The organism is Aeromicrobium endophyticum (assembly GCF_003586285.1).
Classification (GTDB): Bacteria; Actinomycetota; Actinomycetes; order Propionibacteriales; family Nocardioidaceae; genus Aeromicrobium; species Aeromicrobium endophyticum.
In genome coordinates this window covers 365,562-381,359 of the sequence record NZ_QUBR01000002.1, presented here as the reverse complement: position 1 = coordinate 381,359, position 15,798 = coordinate 365,562, and the positions used below count along the sequence as shown (strand labels likewise).

Genomic DNA, 15,798 nt, shown 5'->3' with positions numbered 1-15,798 from the left:
ATCGACACTGTCACGATGGGAGGGTCACAGCGCCGGGTCGTCGACCGTCTGCTGGTAGACGATGCGCATGCGCTGGAAGACCGTGATGAGGCTCGCGATCGCCAGCACCCACAAGGTGATCTCGCGCAGGAAGGGCAGGTCGAGCAGTCCCGCGAAGCCCGTCATCACGAGGATCGAGACGAGCCGGTCGGACCGCTCGGCGATGCCACCCTTGGCGGTCATGCCCAGGCTCTCGGCGCGGGCGCGCGCGTATGACGTCAGGTTGCCCAGCACCAGGCAGGCGAGGCTCAGGTAGAGGTACAGGCGCGGGTCGCCGAGGTCGGCCTGGGCGTCGGACGTCGTGTAGTAGAGCATGATGCCGCCGAACACGGCGGCATCGCCGACGCGGTCGAGCGTCGAGTCGAGGAAGGCCCCCCACTTGGACGCCTTGCCGAGCTTGCGGGCCATGTAGCCGTCGATCAGGTCGCTGAACACGAAGGCCGTCACGACCATCACGCCGATGAAGAACTGCCCGCGGGGGAAGAACCACAGGGCGCCGGCGCTGACGCCCAGGGTGCCGACGACCGTCACCTGGTTGGGCGTGATGCCGAGCCTGAGGAACAGGTCGCCCAGCGGGGCCCAGATCATGGTCCAGAACTGGCGGAATCGTTCGAGCACAGGGTCCTCTACTTCGTCGGCCAGGCGGCCGCGAACAGCTCGCGGGTGTCGCCCAGCAGCTGCGGCATGGTCTTGGTACGCCCGATGACGGGCAGGAAGTTGGCGTCGCCGCCCCACCGGGGGACGATGTGCTGGTGCAGGTGGGCCGCGATGCCGGCGCCGGCGACATCGCCCTGGTTCATGCCCAGGTTGAAGCCCTGCGGGCTCGTGACGTCACGCATGACACGCATCGCCGTCTTGGTGATGGACGCGACCTCGGTCGTCTCGTCGTCGTCGAGCTCGGTGTAGTCGGCGACGTGACGGTACGGGCAGACGAGCAGGTGACCCGCGTTGTACGGGTACAGGTTGAGCACGGCGTACGCGTGCTCGCCCCGGTGCACGATCAGCCCCTCGGCGTCGTCCATCGAGGGGATGCGGCAGAAGGGGCAGTCGACGGCGTCGGAAGTCGTCGGCTTCCCCTCACCCTTGATGTAGTCGACGCGGTGCGGGGTCCACAGCCGTTGGAAGGCGTCGGGCTCCCCCACGCCGTCCTGACCTGCATCGCCGGGATGACCCTCCGAGGTCATACCTGCACCCGGGAGCGGATCGCCTCGACGATCCGCTCGACCGCGTCGTCGACGGGCACGCCGTTCTCCTGGTCGCCGCTGCGGTAGCGGAACGAGACCCCGTCGCCCTCGACGTCGTTGTCGCCGGCGATGAGCATGAACGGCACCTTCTGCAGCTGCGCGTTGCGGATCTTCTTCTGCATCCGCTCGTCGGAGTCGTCGACCTCGACGCGCACGCCCAGCCCCTTGAGCCGCTTGGCCAGCTCGTACAGGTAGTCGGCGTGCCGCTCGGCGACCGGGATGCCGACGACCTGGACGGGGGCGAGCCACGGGGGGAAGGCGCCGGCGTAGTGCTCGACGAGCACGCCCATGAACCGCTCGATCGAGCCGAACTTGGCGGAGTGGATCATCACGGGCTTCTGACGGGATCCGTCGGCGGCCACGTACTCGAGATCGAACCGTTCGGCCGACGGCATGTTGAAGTCGTACTGGATCGTGGACATCTGCCAGGTGCGACCGATGGCGTCACGAGCCTGCACCGACACCTTGGGGCCGTAGTAGGCGGCTCCACCTGGATCGGGCACGAGCTCGAGGCCGGTCTCGAGGCACACGTCCTCGAGCACCTTCGTGGCCACCGCCCAGTCGTCGTCCGATCCGATGAACTTGTCGGGCTTGGAGTCGTCACGGGTCGACAGCTCGAGGTAGAAGTCGTCCATGCCGAAGTCGCGCAGCAGGCTGAGGACGAAGTTCAGCAGGTGGCGGATCTCGTCGGGCGCCTGCTCGGGCGTGACGTACGAGTGCGAGTCGTCCTGCGCGAAGCCGCGCACGCGGGTCAGACCGTGGATGACGCCTGACTTCTCGTTGCGGTAGACGTGCCCGAACTCGAACAGACGCAGGGGCAGCTCGCGGTAGGACCGCTGGCGTGACCGGAAGATCAGGTTGTGCATCGGGCAGTTCATCGCCTTGAGGCGGTACGGCTGCCCGTCGAGGTCGAGCGGGGGGAACATGTTGTCGCCGTAGTACGGCAGGTGGCCCGACGTGTAGAACAGCTCTTCGCGCGAGACGTGCGGGGTGCCGACGTACTCGAAGCCCTCCTCGATGTGGCGGGCGCGGACGTAGTCCTCCATCTCACGCTTGATGACGCCGCCCTTGGGGTGGAACACCGGCAGGCCGGAGCCGATCTCGTCGGGGAACGAGAACAGGTCGAGCTCGGTGCCGAGACGACGGTGGTCGCGTCGCTGCGCCTCCTCGATGCGGTGCAGGTGCTCGTCGAGCGCCTCCTTCGACTCCCAGGCGGTGCCGTAGATGCGCTGCAGCTGCTTGTTCTTCTCGTCGCCGCGCCAGTAGGCCGCGGCACTGCGCATCAGCTTGAACGCCGGGATGCGCTTGGTGGTGGGCAGGTGCGGGCCGCGGCACAGGTCGCCCCAGGCGACCGAGCCGTCGCGCTTGAGGTTGTCGTAGATCGTGAGGCCGCCCTCGCCGACCTCGACGCTCGCACCCTCGGCGGCACTCTCCATGCTTGTGTCGGCGGCCGTCGACTTGAGGCCGATCAGCTCGAGCTTGTAGGGCTCGTCGGCCAGCTCGGCACGGGCCGCGTCGTCGCTGATCTCGCGACGGTCGAACTTCTGGCCCTCCTTGACGATCTTGCGCATGCGCGACTCGATCTTGACCAGGTCCTCGGGCACGAACGGCTCGGGCACGTCGAAGTCGTAGTAGAAGCCGTCGGTGATCGGCGGGCCGATGCCTAGCTTGGCCTGCGGGAACAGCTCCTGCACGGCCTGGGCCATGACGTGCGCGGTCGAGTGGCGCAGGATGTCGCGGCCGTCCTTGGAGTCGATCGCGACGGGCTCGACGACGTCGCCGTCGGTGAGCTCGTAGGCGAGATCCTTCAGGGCCCCGTCGACACGGGCGGCGATGACGTCGGGCGACTCGGCGAACAGCTGCCAGGCCTTCGTGCCCGCCTCGACAGACCTGGACTCGTCGACGACGGTGATCTGGATGTCGGACACGGTGGCGCTCCTCGTTCGGTGTGACGCGCCCTACGGATGGCGCGTGCTGCTTGGCCCCACCCTAGCGTCCGATGGCTGCCGGTCCGCGAGTGGCGCAGACCACCCACCGACCGGCGCAACGTCGTGCGACACGCCGTCCCAAGAAGACGGAACTGCGCCACTCCCCCGCTATCGGGAGGTGCCCCCAACGGAGAGGTCGGCGGCTCGCGGGGGCACGGCCGGCACCGGCAGCAGCAGGGCGGCGGGTGCGCCCATCGGCACGGCCGGTGCGACCGGCGCGACGACCGGCACGCGGACGTACGGCTCGCCCACGGGAGGACGGGCGTCCGCTTCTCCCCTGTTGGGCCACAGCGCCATCGCGCGCTCGGCCTGTGCCGTGATGGTCAGCGACGGGTTGACGCCGAGGTTGGCGCTGATCGCAGAGCCGTCGGAGATGTGCAGGCCGTCGTAGCCGAACACCCGCTGGTACGGGTCGATCACCCCGGTCTCTGCGCTGGCGCCGATGACGCAGCCGCCGATGAAGTGCGCGGTCATGGGGATGCCAGCCAGGTCGGCGGTCGAGCTGCCGGCGTTGCCGCCGATCTCGGTCGCCAGGTCGCGAGCGACCCGGTTGGCCATCGGGATCCAGCTGGGATTGGGGTCGCCGACACCCTGCTTGCTGGTCATCCGGCGTCCGAACAACCCCTTCTTGACGTAGGTCGTGATCGAGTTGTCGAGGGTCTGCATCACCAGCACGACGATCGACTGCTCGGCCCACCGCCGCGGGTTGTGGATCGCCAGCGCCCGGCGCAGGCCCAGGGCACGATAGGCACGCCAGACGGCCTTCAGCTGAGAGCCACCGTGACCGCCGTCGACCAGCGGCGCATTGATCAGGCCCAGCGCGCTCGACCCGTGTCCGTAGCGGCACACCTCGACATGGGTGTGCTCGTCGGGGTGGAAGGACGACGTGATCGCGATGCCGGGCGTGTAGTCGGCGTCCTTGCGCATCGAGCGCGCCGTGAGCACCGCCTCGGAGTTGGTGCGGCTGAGCTCGCCGATGCGTGCCGACAGCCGGGGCAGGGTCGTGGCCCGCAGCTCGTGCAGCAGACGCTGCGTGCTGAGCGCGTTGCCGGCGAAGACGACCTGCTCGGCCGAGAAGGTGCGCCGGCGCAGCGGGTTGCCGGTGCGCCGGGTCGTGACGTCGTAGCCCCCGCGAGAGCGTGGGCGCACCCCCGTGACGGTCGTGAGCGGATGCACCACCGCGCCCGCGCCCTCGGCCAGGTGCAGGTAGTTCTTGACCAACGTGTTCTTGGCGTTGTGGCGGCAGCCCGTCATGCAGGCGCCGCAGTCGATGCACGCGTTGCGCGTCGGCCCAGCGCCGCCGAAGAACGGATCGGGCACCTCGTCGCCCGGTGCGGCCCCGTGGTCGGCACCGAACAGCACGCCGACGTCGGTGGCGTGCGCGGTGTGCTCGACCCCGTAGTCCTTGGCGAGCGCGCGCAGGTGCTCGTCGGCCGGGCTGTCGCCCGGGTAGGTCGTGACGCCCAGCATCTTGCGGGCCTGGGCGTAGTGCGGCGCGAGCTCGCTCTTCCAGTCGGCGAGGTCGGCCCACTGGCGGTCGCGGTAGAAGGCGTCGAGCGGCTCGTAGAGCGTGTTGGCGTAGACGAGCGAACCTCCGCCGACGCCGGTGCCGCTCGCGATCAGCACGTCCCGCAGCAGCGTGATGCGCATGATGCCGAAGCAGCGCGCCCACGGGGCCCACAGGTAGCGAGAGGCGTGCCACGACGTCTTGGGCAGCTCGTCGTCGGCGAACCGGCGGCCGGCCTCCATCAAGCCGACGCGGTAGCCCTTCTCGGTCAGCCGAAGGGCGGCGACGCTGCCGCCGAAGCCGGATCCCACCACCAGGACGTCGTAGTCGAAGTCGCTCATCCCCCGAGCATACGACGTTGTTGACACTCTGCCAATAGCCGGTGAGACTGGACGCATGGCCATCCCACGATCACGCCTGGCACCGGCGGAGCGGCGTCAGCAGATCATCGACGCCGCGCGTGAGCTCTACGTCGACCGCCCGTACGACGCCGTCTCGTCAAGCGAGCTCGCCGATGCTGCGGGCGTCGCCCGGGGACTCATCAACCACTACTTCGGCGACAAGCGCGAGCTGTTCCTGGCCGTGATGCGCGAGTCGATCATGATGCCCGAGCGGGCCCTGCCCGAGCTCGACGGCAAGACGCTCGAGCAGCGGGCCGCGATGACGATGGACTGGATCCTCGAGGCCGCCACCACGTACGGCCAGGCCTGGGTCGCTGCCAGCGGCGCGGCCAACCTGCACGGCAGCTCCGACATCCAGCAGATCGTCGACGAGGCCGACGACCGCGCGGCACGCCTGGTGCTCGACGCCCTCGGGCTGCCCGACACACCTCACCTGCGCGCCCGCCTGCGGCCCATGGCGGCCCTCACCAAGGCCGTGTGTCGCGAGTGGCTCCAGCAGGAGACCTTCACCCGCGACGAGGCGCTCACGCTGCTCACCGAGAGCGTGCTGCTGTTCGCGCAGCACCCGTATCCGTCTCCCACCCCTCCCACGGAAGGCACCGACTCATGACCTCGATCGGCATCATCGGCTCAGGATTCGGCGCCCTCGCCGTCGCGATCGAGCTCAAGCGCGCCGGGCACACCGACCTGCGGCTGTGGGAGCGCGCGGACGGCATCGGCGGCGTCTGGCGCGACAACACCTACCCGGGTGCGGCGTGCGACGTCCCCTCGCCGCTCTACTCGTTCTCGTTCGAGCCGTCGGCCGAGTGGTCGTCCCGCTACGGCGTGCAGCCGGAGATCCTGGCCTACATCCGCGCGACCGCCGACAAGTACGGCATCACGCCGCTGGTGCAGCTGGGGCGCGACGTCGTGGCAGCGCGGTGGGACGAGGCGAGCTCGACGTGGACCGTGGGCTTCGACGACGGGGACGAGCAGACCGTCGACGTGCTGGTGTCAGCCGTCGGGCAGCTGTCGCAGCCCGTGCTGCCGAGCATCCCGGGGGTCGACACCTTCGAGGGCGCCGCCTTCCACTCGGCCCGGTGGGACCACGACGTCGACCTGACCGGCAAGAAGGTCGCGGTCGTCGGCACGGGCGCGAGCGCCATCCAGTTCATCCCGCAGATCGCCGAGCAGGCGTCCGAGCTGGTGGTGTTCCAACGCACCCCGTCGTACATCCTGCCCAAGCCCGACCAGCGGTTCGGGCCCGTCTACCGCCGGATGCTGCGGCACGCGCCGGGCGCCCTCAAGGCCGAGCGCGCCGGGTCGTGGGGCATCGCCGAGCAGTTCTCGCGGGCCCTCGACGACGACTCGGTGATGGGCAAGACCATCAGCCTGATCGCGCGCAAGCACCTCGAGAGCAAGATCGCCGACCCCGAGCTGAGGGCCAAGCTGACGCCTGACTACCCGGTCGGCTGCAAGCGCATCCTGTTCGCCAACACCTACTACCCGGCCATCGCGCAGCCCCACGTCAGGCTCGTCGCCCACCCGATCACCGCCGTCACCCCCACCGGGGTGCAGACGGCCGACGGGACGGTGCACGAGGTCGACGTCGTCATCTACGCCACGGGCTTCGACGCGCAGGAGTTCCTCGAGTCGATCGACATCACCGGCACCGGCGGACGCAAGCTCGCCGAGCAGTGGGTCGACGGGGCCCGGGCCTACCTCGGCATCTACATGCCGGGCTTCCCGAACCTGCTCGTCACCTACGGCCCCAACACCAATCTCGGCGGCGGCTCGATCGTCTACATGCTCGAGGCGCAGGCGCGCCACATGCGGCAGGCCGTCGACCGTCTCGAGGCAGGCTCGTACCGCACGGTCGAGGTGACGGCCGAGGCCGAGCAGGCCTATGACCACGATGTCCAGCTGCGACTCTCGCACTCGGTGTGGGCGCACTGCGACAGCTGGTACCGCCACGCGTCCGGCCGCATCACGTCCAACTGGCCGGGCTCGACCCATCCGTACGCCCAGCGCACCAAGGTGCTCGAGCCGGAAGCGTTCCACTGGTCATGACGACATATCCCCCCGAGCCCTGGGACCTGCACGGTCACGCCTACATCGGCGCGTGGCTCGTGCCCGTCGCCCACCTGCCGGCACCGCACTACCCCGCCACCCGGCCGATCACGATCTTCGGGCGCGGCATCGTCGGTGCGGCGTTCTTCGTCTACGAGCAGCCGAGCCCGCTGACCTACAACGAGATCATGGCGACCGTGCTGGTGCGGCAGGGCTGGCGCGTGCGGGTGTCGATCACGCACATCTGGGTCGACAGCGAGGCGTCGCGCGACGGCGGACGCGACCTGTGGGCCATCCCCAAGCAGCTCGCCGACTTCGACGTCGTGCCGCACGCGTCGTACGCCGCGCACGACATCGGCTCGCTGGTGCTGCGCCGCGTGCGCCGACTGCCGTGGATGCTGCCGGCCGGGTTCAGGATCGCCCAGGACCAGCGCGGGAGCCTGCTGGTGTCGCCGGTGACGGGACGCATGCGCCTCGGCACGGCATCCGCCCGGTGGTCGTTCGCCGCGGACGGACCGTTGGCCTTCCTGCACGGACGTCGTCCGCTCGTCACGCTGGCCTCGCGACCGTTCCGCCTGCTGTTCGGACGTCGCTGAGTCAGTCGTTGCGCGAGCTCTTGCGCCGGGTCTGTCGCGATCGCGTGCCGGCCACCGTCTCGCCGGCGAGCCACACCACGCCGGCGACGAGCACGACCGCCGCGGCCGACCCGAACCCGATGCCGAAGGCCCACGTGGCCCACCGACCCCGCAGCGATCCGTCCACGACGAGATCGACGCCCGCGAGCAGCCAGCTCACCAGCACGCAGGTCGACGCGACCTTGATGGCGGCTCGTGTGACGCGCCGCGCCTGCTGGGCCCAGTCGGGCAGCGGCGGGTCCCCTGGTTGGTTCACGCGGTCTCCTGCCTGACGCCTCTCACCCCGCACGTGCGGGCTGTACCTCCAGCATGGCGCACCGAGCCGCCGGGGCGGTGACCTACTCGCGATGCTCCTGCGGACGCCGACATGGTCGCGGTCAGCGCCGGAGACAGCGACCGACCGTCAGTGCCTGCGCACGGAGAGCAGCTGCCACCCGTCGGGGATGCGAGTGCTGAGCCGGGCGTAGGCGGTGTCGTAATCAGCCGCCTCGGAGGTGATGACGTCCATCCTGAGGCTGTCGATGTCGTCGGCCGCGGGGTCGGGGATGGTGCGGACGGTGGCGGTGAGCTGCATTCGATCGACGCTAGCCACGGGGTGCGACAGAAGCGCCGTGTCGCTCCGACCGTGACCAGTCCCGGGACGAGGCCCGCAGAGGAACCCCTGCCCCCAGGCGGACGAGCAACGGTGACTCGCGACGCGTTGAACCAGCCGACCGGCGAAACACCGGCGTCGCTGCGGAGGCCGGCGCCGAGCGCCGACGACAGTCGTGGCTCAGGCTCCGGACGAGGCCCGACCGAGATTGCGGAATCCGAGGCGACCCTCCGAGTGCTCGTACGCCAGGCACGGCTCAGCGAGCTGGAGCACGACGCATGAATCTGCGAGCCGCCTGAAAACGAAGAGCCCCCGGAATCCAACAGGATTCCGGGGGCTTTCTCGTGTGGGCGATACTGGGTTTGAACCAGTGACCTCTTCCGTGTCAGGGAAGCGCGCTACCGCTGCGCCAATCGCCCGTGGATATGAAATTGTACCTGCGAGGTGGGTACGGGATTTGAACCCGTGTAAACGGATTTGCAGTCCGTTGCCTCGCCTCTCGGCCAACCCACCGCTGGATGGGTATGGAGACCCTCTCCGAGCGGACAACGAGATTCGAACTCGCGACCCTCACCTTGGCAAGGTGATGCTCTACCACTGAGCTATGTCCGCAACCGGCCCGCTTGGCGGGCCGAGATGAAACATTAGCGGATGCTTCCCGTACACCCCAAACCGGGGTCGGCGTAGCGTGGAGGCATGCGCACATGGGTCAACGGACGCCTCCTGCAATCCCCGGACGAACCGGCGATCAGCGTCCTCGATCACGGCATGATCGTGGGTGACGGAGTGTTCGAGACCGTCAAGATCGAGGACGACAGACCGTTCGCGCTCACGCGTCACCTCGACCGTCTTGTGCGATCTGCCGCCGGCCTGGGCATCGGAACCCCCGACCTCGGCGCCGTCCGCGACGGCATCGCCGCGACGATGGACGGCCAGTCGATCGGCTTCGGTCGCGTCCGCGTCACCGTGACGTCCGGCCCCGGGCCGCTCGGCTCCCCGCGGGGGTCGGGAGCGCTCACGCACACGGTCGTGGCCGAGCCGTGCGACCGACCCCCACCGGTCTCGAGCATCGTCACGGTGCCGTGGCCGCGCAACGAGCGCGGGGCGCTCACCGGCCTCAAGACGACGTCGTACGCCGAGAACGCACTGATGGTCGAGCACGCTCACGCTTACGGCGCGTCCGAGGCCGTCATGCCGAACACGCGTGGCGAGCTGTGCGAGGGCACGGGGTCCAACGTGATGTACGTCGTCGGCGACCGCCTCATCACCCCGACGCTCGGTGCCGGGCCGCTCGCGGGCGTCACCCGCGCTCTGGTGCTGCAGTGGTGCGCCGGCGAGATCGACGTCGTCGAGCAGGACGCCCCCATCGAGGTGCTCCGCACGGCCGACGAGGTCATCCTCGTCGGGACGACGCGGGACGTGCAGGCCATCAGGCGGGTCGACGACCGCGAGCTGCCCGCGCCGGGGCCGGTCACGCGACGCGCCCAGCAGATCTGGGCCCGCGAGGCGGCCAAGGACGTCGATCCGTGACGAGGCGGCGACCTCGCTGGTGGCGGACGTCGGCCGTAGGTTAGTGTTTCTGTCGCACGTCAGCGGGCGATTGGCGCAGTGGTAGCGCGCTTCGTTCACACCGAAGAGGTCACTGGTTCGAACCCAGTATCGCCCACCGCAGGCAAGCCCCGGACTCCGACGAGTCCGGGGCTTTCGTCGTCTCGGCCACGAGACCTCGCGCCGATGGGCAACTTCCAGATACCATCGGTACGCCGTCCCCGCCTCACCTCCCCTGGAGGGCGGGGGCGGCCCCGTTGTTGGGTCGGAGTTCACCCGTGGTTGGTGGTGCGGGTGCCGCGACGCCCGTAGCGTCGGAGACGAGCCGGTTGGTCACGCACGACCGGTGCACAGCGATACGGCAGGGCTTCCTCCATGTGCCCGCCGGTCGCGACCGAGCCCCTCCGCCGCCCACCCCGGCCGAGGGGCTCCGTCACGTGTTCGCCGGTCTGAGCAGCGTCTCATCATTCGAACACCTGTTCGACACGACGCTCGAAATACGGCATAATGATCATCACGAGGGCGAAGAAGACGCGGGAACCCTCGACGTGACACGAGATCCGACGAGCGATCGAACATGACCGGTCCGTGACGCATCGACCCTGGATGCGACACACCTGACGGGGCCAGGGGTGCGACGACCTACCTCCTTTGGATGTCCTCGTGTCCCTCGCCGTCGTCGAGCAGCTCCCCCACCCGCTGGTGGGTGGGGTCGCAGCGCTTGAAGCGGCTCTCGACCAGATGCCGATCGACGGCTGGCCAGGGCTCGAGCCCGACGCCCTGCGATCTGCTGCCGAGCGACTGATGCGTGTCGAGGCCCGCGTCAAGGCTCACCTGATGGCCGCGACCCGTGCGCTGGACGCCTCGGGGGTCGCCAAGAGCGCTGGTGCCACCTCGACCGGAGACCTGCTCGCCGGCGCGTTCGGCGGCGATCGACGAGCAGCGGACGCGATGGTGCACCGGGGCAATAAGCTCGGTGCGGCACCCAGCACCCAGGACGCGCTGGCGGCCGGTCAGATCGGTGCCGCCCAGGCGGACATCATCGCGGGCGCGATCAGCGGCCTGCCTGACGACGTCTCGGCCGACGACCGCCAGGCGTGCGAAGACACGCTGATCGGCGATGCCGGCCGGCTCTCGCTCAAAGACCTGCGCACGCGGTCCAAGCGCATCGCCGATCAGTTCACGCCCGAGCCCGGGGTCGACCGCTCCGAGAACGACGACCTCGAGGCCACCGAGAAGAAGTCCTGGGCCGCATCGACGTTCTGGATGCGTCCCAACGCCGACGGCACCACCAGCGGCGGGTTCACGATCCCCGACGCCCAGGCCGACATGCTCGAGACGGCGCTCAAGGCGATCTGCGCCCCCAAGCGAGACCATCTGCGCGACCACCCGGGAGCGGCGGCCCCCGAGGCGACCACGTCGGTGTACGACCGCGACCTCGACCACCGCACCCGCCTCGGCATGGCCTTCGCCGAGCTGTGCGGTCACCTGCCCGGCAACCTGCTGCCCGGCCGCTCCGGCTTCGGCGCGACCCTCATGGTCCACCTCGACCTGGCGACGCTCACCGAGGGAGTCAAGGCGGCGACGCTCTCGACCGGCACACGCATCAGTGCCTCGCAGGCGCGGCTGATGGCGTGCTCCTTGGGCATCATCCCTCAGGTCTTCGGAGGCAGGCCGGTCCCGCTCGACCACGGGCACGAGCAGCGGCTCTTCACCCGAGCGCAGAAGCAGGCCCTCGCCCGACGAGACGGCGGCTGCACCTTCCCCGGGTGCGACAGACCCCCCGAGCAGACCGAGGCACACCACTGGCGATCTCCTTGGTCGCACGGTGGCACCACCACCCTGGACGACGGCGTGCTGATCTGTCCGCACCACCATCGCGTGGTGCACGCCGACGACTGGCAGCTGCGCGAAGGTCCGGACGGCCACATCCAGTACCGCCGGGCAGGCACCACGGCGTGGCTCGCGAACCATCGCTGGCGGCCATGACGCCACAGTCACTCATGGCACACGTGCGCTCAGGCGACCGGTTCGGCACCCCACCGCGAGTCGTCGACGCCTGCCTCCACCGCAGCGTTGATGGCAGCGCCGATCAGCACCGAGATCGACAGCACGTACAGCCACAGCAGCACCGCGATCGGGGCGGCCAACGGCCCGTAGATCGACATGCCGCCGGTCGAGAAGCCGAGCGCCCAGCGCACGAAGTAGCTGCCGAGGATCCACAGCACCAAGGTGAACGCCGCACCCGGCAGACCCGACCGCCACTTCTGCCGCACGGGAACGGCCAGGTGGTAGAGGGTCGTCAAGAAGCCGAGCGACAGCACCAGCACGGCCGGCCAGTAGAACATGCGCAGGAACGCCCACCGGTCGGAGAGGATGTCCGCCGCCAGCTCGGGCCCGATCAGCACGAGCGGCACCAGCACGATGCCCACCAGGAGCGCCGCGATGTACAGCGAGAACGACAGGGCGCGCGTCTTGACGATGCCGCGCTGCCCGCCCATCCCGTAGATGATCGAGATCGTGTCGAGGAAGACGTTGAGGGCTCGCGACCCCGACCACAGGGCGAGCACGAAGCCGATCGAGATGACGTCGATGCGTCCCGATCCGAGCACCTCGTCGAGGGTCGGTGCGATCACCTTGTCGACGGTGCTGTCGGTCAGGGCCTTCGACGACAGCTCGATGATCCGGTCCTTCAGCACGTCGACCTGGGCGACGTCGTAACGCTCGGCGATGAAGCCGATCGTGCCGGCGAGGCCGAACACCAGCGGTGGCAGCGACAGGATCGCGAAGAACGCGGCCTCGGCCGCCAGGCCCGTGACCCGGTAGCGCAGGCAGCTGCTGACGGTGCGGGCGACCAGCCTGCTCATCAGCTCGGCGAGGCGCGGTCGGCCTACCGGTTGCGCCACCATGGCTCTACCGTAGCGACATGCATCCCCCTCACGACGCATCCGGTGACCGGGCGCGCACGACGTCGCGATCGAGGTCCTGATGGGTCGGCGCCTGGTCGTCGCCGGGCTGATGTCCGCGCTGACGACGCTCGTCGCCGCGATGGCGCTGAGGGCGGCCGAGGCGACGCTCGCCGTCGTCGCCGTCGCGGCCGTCGCGGCCCTGCTCACCTGGTACGCCCAGCTGCACTCCTCCGACGACGAGTCGGCGCTCGGTCTTGCCAACCCTGCCGCTTCGGTGACCCTGGCGGCCGTCGGCCGGCGACCGTGGTCGACCCTGCTGCCCGAGATCGCCGCTCACCTGGTGGGGGGCGTCCTCGGCGGGCTCGCCGCGATGGGGCTCGAGGACCAGCTGGGCGACACGCTGGTGCTCAGCGCGCCCGGCCTCGTGCTCGCCGGCGCGGGATCCGCCGTCGTCGGCCTCATCGTGGCGTGGACGACGCTCGCGATCGACGCCGGCGGGCCCGAGGCCACGGCAGCCGTGCCCGTGCTCGTCGGAGGTGCCGCACTCCCCCTCGGACTGCTGACGGCCTTCCAGCCCGCCGCTGTGATGGGCCTGGCCACGGCGGGCATCCTGCCCTGGGACGTCGCCCTGGTGGCAGCTGGCGCAGCCATGGCCGGAGCCGTGGTCGGCGCCTACGCCGTCTCGCTGCTCGTGCCGAGGTCGTGACCCCGCCCACAACAGCCATCCCTTTTTACCGTGATACCGGTACCGGAGTTCACCATGTGGACAGGCGTCCCATATCGCGAGACCGCTGCTTGTCGTGGACGATCGTCGTCAGCAGACTGAACACATGCTTTCGGCGCAGACCCTCTGGCTCGTGGGACGACTTCACGTCGACCTCGGTCGCGCCCGCAACATGATGTGTCGCTGATCAACGCGCGACCTCTGCACTGATCTCGAGCACCATCCGTCGAATCAATCCAGGCGCGCGGCGACCACCGTGACGAGCCTGTCCTGGTCGCCGTGTGCCCTGCCCCAAGGGACTCTCATGGCTTCAGCACCCGGTACCGACACCCCCGCCCGTCGCCCGCGCCCCAAGCGCGGCGAGGGCCAGTGGGCGCTGGGCTACCGCGAGCCGCTCAACGCCAACGAGCAGTCCAAGAAGGACGACAACCCGCTCAACGTGCGGGCCCGCATCGAGAACATCTACGCGCACCACGGCTTCGAGTCGATCGACGGCGGCGATCTGCGCGGCCGGTTCCGCTGGTGGGGGCTCTACACGCAGCGCAAGGAGGGCATCGACGGCGGCAAGACCGCGACGCTCGAGCCGGAAGAGCTGGACGCCGACCGGTTCATGATGCGCGTGCGCATCGACGGCGGACAGCTCAGCCTCGAGCAGCTGCGCACCGTCGCCGACATCTCGGTCGAGTTCGCTCGCGACACCGCCGACCTCACCGATCGCCAGAACGTCCAGTACCACTGGATCGACGTCCGCGACGTGCCCACGATCTGGAACCGCCTCGAGGCCGTCGGGCTCTCCACGCAGGAGGCGTGCGGAGACTGCCCCCGGGTCATCCTCGGCTCCCCCGTCGCCGGCATCTCCGCCGACGAGATCATCGACGGCACGCCGGCCGTCGACGCCATCGAGTCGACCTTCATCGGCGACCGCGCGTTCAGCAACCTGCCCCGCAAGTTCAAGTCGGCGATCAGCGGCAACCCCGACCACGACGTTGTCCCGCAGATCAACGACATCGCCTTCACCGGCGCGGTGCACCCCGAGCACGGCCCGGGCTTCGACCTCTGGGTCGGCGGCGGGCTGTCGACCAACCCGATGCTGGCGCAGCGCGTCGGCGTCTGGGTGCCGATCGACGAGGTGCCCGAGGTCTGGAAGGGCGTCGTCAGCATCTTCCGCGACTACGGCTACCGCCGCCTCCGCACCCGCGCCCGGCTGAAGTTCCTGGTCGCCGACTGGGGCATCGAGAAGTTCCGCGAGGTGCTCGAGACCGAGTACCTGGAGCGCAAGCTCGTCGACCTCGACGCTCCCCCGGCCCCCGAGACGCCGGCCGACCACGTCGGCGTCTTCCCTCAGAACGACGGCAAGTTCTACGTGGGCGTCGCAGCAACGGTCGGACGCATCTCGGGCACCCTGCTCAACCAGGTCGCCGACATCGTCGAGGCCCACGGCAGCGACCGCGTCCGCACGACGCCCATGCAGAAGCTCGTCGTGCTCGACATCGCCGAGGACAAGGTCGAGTCGCTGGTCGCGGCCCTCGACGAGATCGGGCTGCACGCGCGGCCGTCGCAGTGGCGTCGCAACACGATGGCCTGCACCGGCATCGAGTACTGCAAGCTCGCGATCGTCAACACCAAGGACACCGCGCGGACCCTGATCGACGAGCTCGAGCAGCGGGTGCCCGAGCTCGACACCCCCATCACGGTCAACGTCAACGGCTGCCCCAACTCGTGCGCGCGCATCCAGACCGCCGACATCGGCCTCAAGGGCATGCTCGTGCTGGACGAGCACGGCAACACCGTCGAGGGCTTCCAGGTGCACCTGGGCGGCGCCTTGGGCCTCGAGGCCGGCTTCGGTCGCAAGCTGCGCCAGCACAAGGTGACCGGCGAGCACCTGCCCGAGTACGTCGAGAAGCTCTCGAAGACCTACCTGAGCGAGCGGGACGGCGACGAGTCGTTCGCCCGCTGGGTTGCCCGCGCCGACGAGGAGGCACTGCGTTGAGTGCTCGCGCCGTCCCGTTCCACTGCCCCTACTGCGCCGACGACAGCCTGCGCCCGCACGGCGAGAAGCACGGGGAGTGGGAGTGTCGCTCCTGCTTGAGGGCGTTCCGGCTCGGCTTCATCGGCCAGCTCTCCCCCACCGACCTGACCACCCATTGATCACAGCACCACCC

General features: G+C 69.5%; 15 protein-coding genes and 4 tRNA genes. 9 read left to right on the top strand and 10 right to left on the bottom strand.

Features of this window, described 5'->3' with window-relative positions; translation table 11 throughout:
• Window positions 1–24: 24 nt before the first annotated feature.
• The 4 genes from pgsA to DX116_RS12405 form a co-directional block, all read right to left on the bottom strand.
• Complete coding sequence (gene pgsA / locus DX116_RS12420) at window positions 25–657, bottom strand: phosphatidylinositol phosphate synthase (RefSeq protein ID WP_119704580.1); 633 nt, start codon at window positions 655–657, stop codon at window positions 25–27.
• Between the two features lie 8 nt (window positions 658–665).
• Window positions 666–1,223: an HIT family protein gene (locus tag DX116_RS12415; RefSeq protein ID WP_119704579.1), complete on the bottom strand. Its 558-nt coding sequence runs from the start codon at window positions 1,221–1,223 to the stop codon at window positions 666–668.
• Window positions 1,220–3,211: a threonine--tRNA ligase gene (thrS, locus tag DX116_RS12410; protein ID WP_119704578.1), complete on the bottom strand. Its 1,992-nt coding sequence runs from the start codon at window positions 3,209–3,211 to the stop codon at window positions 1,220–1,222. Before thrS ends, DX116_RS12415 begins: the two co-directional genes overlap by 4 nt.
• A gap of 168 nt (window positions 3,212–3,379) precedes the next feature.
• Window positions 3,380–5,119 carry an FAD-dependent oxidoreductase gene (locus DX116_RS12405; RefSeq protein ID WP_119704577.1) on the bottom strand — a complete coding sequence of 580 codons (1,740 nt, stop codon included), beginning with the start codon at window positions 5,117–5,119 and terminating at the stop codon, window positions 3,380–3,382.
• A gap of 55 nt (window positions 5,120–5,174) precedes the next feature.
• On the opposite strand from DX116_RS12405, the gene DX116_RS12400 reads away from it, so the two are divergent.
• Genes DX116_RS12400 through DX116_RS12390 form a run of 3 tightly spaced genes read left to right on the top strand, consistent with a single transcriptional unit; the run spans window position 5,175 to window position 7,824 of the window.
• A complete protein-coding gene (locus DX116_RS12400) occupies window positions 5,175–5,789 on the top strand; it encodes a TetR/AcrR family transcriptional regulator (RefSeq protein ID WP_119704576.1) in 615 nt (204 codons plus the stop codon).
• On the top strand, window positions 5,786–7,228 hold the full coding sequence (locus tag DX116_RS12395) for a flavin-containing monooxygenase (RefSeq protein ID WP_119704575.1): 1,443 nt from the start codon (window positions 5,786–5,788) through the stop codon (window positions 7,226–7,228). Before DX116_RS12400 ends, DX116_RS12395 begins: the two co-directional genes overlap by 4 nt.
• The gene (locus tag DX116_RS12390; protein ID WP_119704574.1) at window positions 7,225–7,824 is read left to right on the top strand and encodes an acetoacetate decarboxylase family protein; all 600 of its coding nucleotides are present in this window, start codon (window positions 7,225–7,227) and stop codon (window positions 7,822–7,824) included. The genes DX116_RS12395 and DX116_RS12390 overlap by 4 nt, the downstream gene beginning before the upstream one ends.
• A 1-nt stretch (window position 7,825) precedes the next feature.
• On the opposite strand, the gene DX116_RS12385 is transcribed toward DX116_RS12390, so the two are convergent.
• The 5 genes from DX116_RS12385 to DX116_RS12370 form a co-directional block, all read right to left on the bottom strand.
• Window positions 7,826–8,119, bottom strand: coding sequence for a hypothetical protein (locus DX116_RS12385; RefSeq protein WP_119704573.1), 294 nt, complete (start codon window positions 8,117–8,119; stop codon window positions 7,826–7,828).
• A 147-nt stretch (window positions 8,120–8,266) separates the two neighbouring features.
• Window positions 8,267–8,437, bottom strand: a complete 171-nt coding sequence (locus tag DX116_RS19955) for a hypothetical protein (RefSeq protein WP_158591989.1) — start codon at window positions 8,435–8,437, stop codon at window positions 8,267–8,269.
• 365 nt (window positions 8,438–8,802) lie between these two features.
• Window positions 8,803–8,874: transfer RNA gene (locus tag DX116_RS12380), tRNA-Val, on the bottom strand.
• Window positions 8,875–8,897: 23 nt separating this feature from the next.
• Window positions 8,898–8,968: transfer RNA gene (locus DX116_RS12375), tRNA-Cys, on the bottom strand.
• Between the two features lie 27 nt (window positions 8,969–8,995).
• Window positions 8,996–9,067: transfer RNA gene (locus tag DX116_RS12370), tRNA-Gly, on the bottom strand.
• An 84-nt stretch (window positions 9,068–9,151) separates the two neighbouring features.
• Here DX116_RS12370 and DX116_RS12365 point away from each other — a divergent pair.
• From DX116_RS12365 to DX116_RS12355, 3 genes are all read left to right on the top strand, one after another.
• On the top strand, window positions 9,152–9,985 hold the full coding sequence (locus DX116_RS12365) for an aminotransferase class IV (protein ID WP_119704572.1): 834 nt from the start codon (window positions 9,152–9,154) through the stop codon (window positions 9,983–9,985).
• A gap of 64 nt (window positions 9,986–10,049) precedes the next feature.
• Window positions 10,050–10,121 (top strand) — tRNA-Val (locus DX116_RS12360).
• 545 nt (window positions 10,122–10,666) lie between these two features.
• Window positions 10,667–11,992 carry an HNH endonuclease signature motif containing protein gene (locus DX116_RS12355; RefSeq protein ID WP_119704571.1) on the top strand — a complete coding sequence of 442 codons (1,326 nt, stop codon included), beginning with the start codon at window positions 10,667–10,669 and terminating at the stop codon, window positions 11,990–11,992.
• Window positions 11,993–12,021: 29 nt separating this feature from the next.
• Here the strand turns inward: DX116_RS12355 and DX116_RS12350 are convergent, their stop codons facing one another.
• Window positions 12,022–12,912, bottom strand: a complete 891-nt coding sequence (locus DX116_RS12350; protein ID WP_119704570.1) for a YihY/virulence factor BrkB family protein — start codon at window positions 12,910–12,912, stop codon at window positions 12,022–12,024.
• A 79-nt stretch (window positions 12,913–12,991) separates the two neighbouring features.
• On the opposite strand from DX116_RS12350, the gene DX116_RS12345 reads away from it, so the two are divergent.
• From DX116_RS12345 to DX116_RS20145, 3 genes are all read left to right on the top strand, one after another.
• The gene (locus DX116_RS12345; protein ID WP_119704569.1) at window positions 12,992–13,618 is read left to right on the top strand and encodes a hypothetical protein; all 627 of its coding nucleotides are present in this window, start codon (window positions 12,992–12,994) and stop codon (window positions 13,616–13,618) included.
• Between the two features lie 322 nt (window positions 13,619–13,940).
• Complete coding sequence (locus tag DX116_RS12340) at window positions 13,941–15,626, top strand: nitrite/sulfite reductase (protein ID WP_119704568.1); 1,686 nt, start codon at window positions 13,941–13,943, stop codon at window positions 15,624–15,626.
• Window positions 15,623–15,784 carry a hypothetical protein gene (locus DX116_RS20145; protein WP_199716067.1) on the top strand — a complete coding sequence of 54 codons (162 nt, stop codon included), beginning with the start codon at window positions 15,623–15,625 and terminating at the stop codon, window positions 15,782–15,784. Before DX116_RS12340 ends, DX116_RS20145 begins: the two co-directional genes overlap by 4 nt.
• The last annotated feature ends 14 nt before the right edge of the window (window positions 15,785–15,798 follow it).

What these genes read in the sequence shown, in the direction of transcription:
- DX116_RS12415 (WP_119704579.1), bottom strand. Translation starts at nt 1,223, where the DNA reads ATGACCTCGGAGGGTCATCCCGGCGATGCAGGTCAGGACGGCGTGGGG.
- DX116_RS12405 (WP_119704577.1), bottom strand. Translation starts at nt 5,119, where the DNA reads ATGAGCGACTTCGACTACGACGTCCTGGTGGTGGGATCCGGCTTCGGC.
- DX116_RS12400 (WP_119704576.1), top strand. Translation starts at nt 5,175, where the DNA reads ATGGCCATCCCACGATCACGCCTGGCACCGGCGGAGCGGCGTCAGCAG.
- DX116_RS12395 (WP_119704575.1), top strand. Translation starts at nt 5,786, where the DNA reads ATGACCTCGATCGGCATCATCGGCTCAGGATTCGGCGCCCTCGCCGTC.
- DX116_RS12390 (WP_119704574.1), top strand. Translation starts at nt 7,225, where the DNA reads ATGACGACATATCCCCCCGAGCCCTGGGACCTGCACGGTCACGCCTAC.
- DX116_RS19955 (WP_158591989.1), bottom strand. Translation starts at nt 8,437, where the DNA reads ATGCAGCTCACCGCCACCGTCCGCACCATCCCCGACCCCGCGGCCGAC.
- DX116_RS12365 (WP_119704572.1), top strand. Translation starts at nt 9,152, where the DNA reads ATGCGCACATGGGTCAACGGACGCCTCCTGCAATCCCCGGACGAACCG.
- DX116_RS12350 (WP_119704570.1), bottom strand. Translation starts at nt 12,912, where the DNA reads ATGGTGGCGCAACCGGTAGGCCGACCGCGCCTCGCCGAGCTGATGAGC.
- DX116_RS12345 (WP_119704569.1), top strand. Translation starts at nt 12,992, where the DNA reads ATGGGTCGGCGCCTGGTCGTCGCCGGGCTGATGTCCGCGCTGACGACG.
- DX116_RS12340 (WP_119704568.1), top strand. Translation starts at nt 13,941, where the DNA reads ATGGCTTCAGCACCCGGTACCGACACCCCCGCCCGTCGCCCGCGCCCC.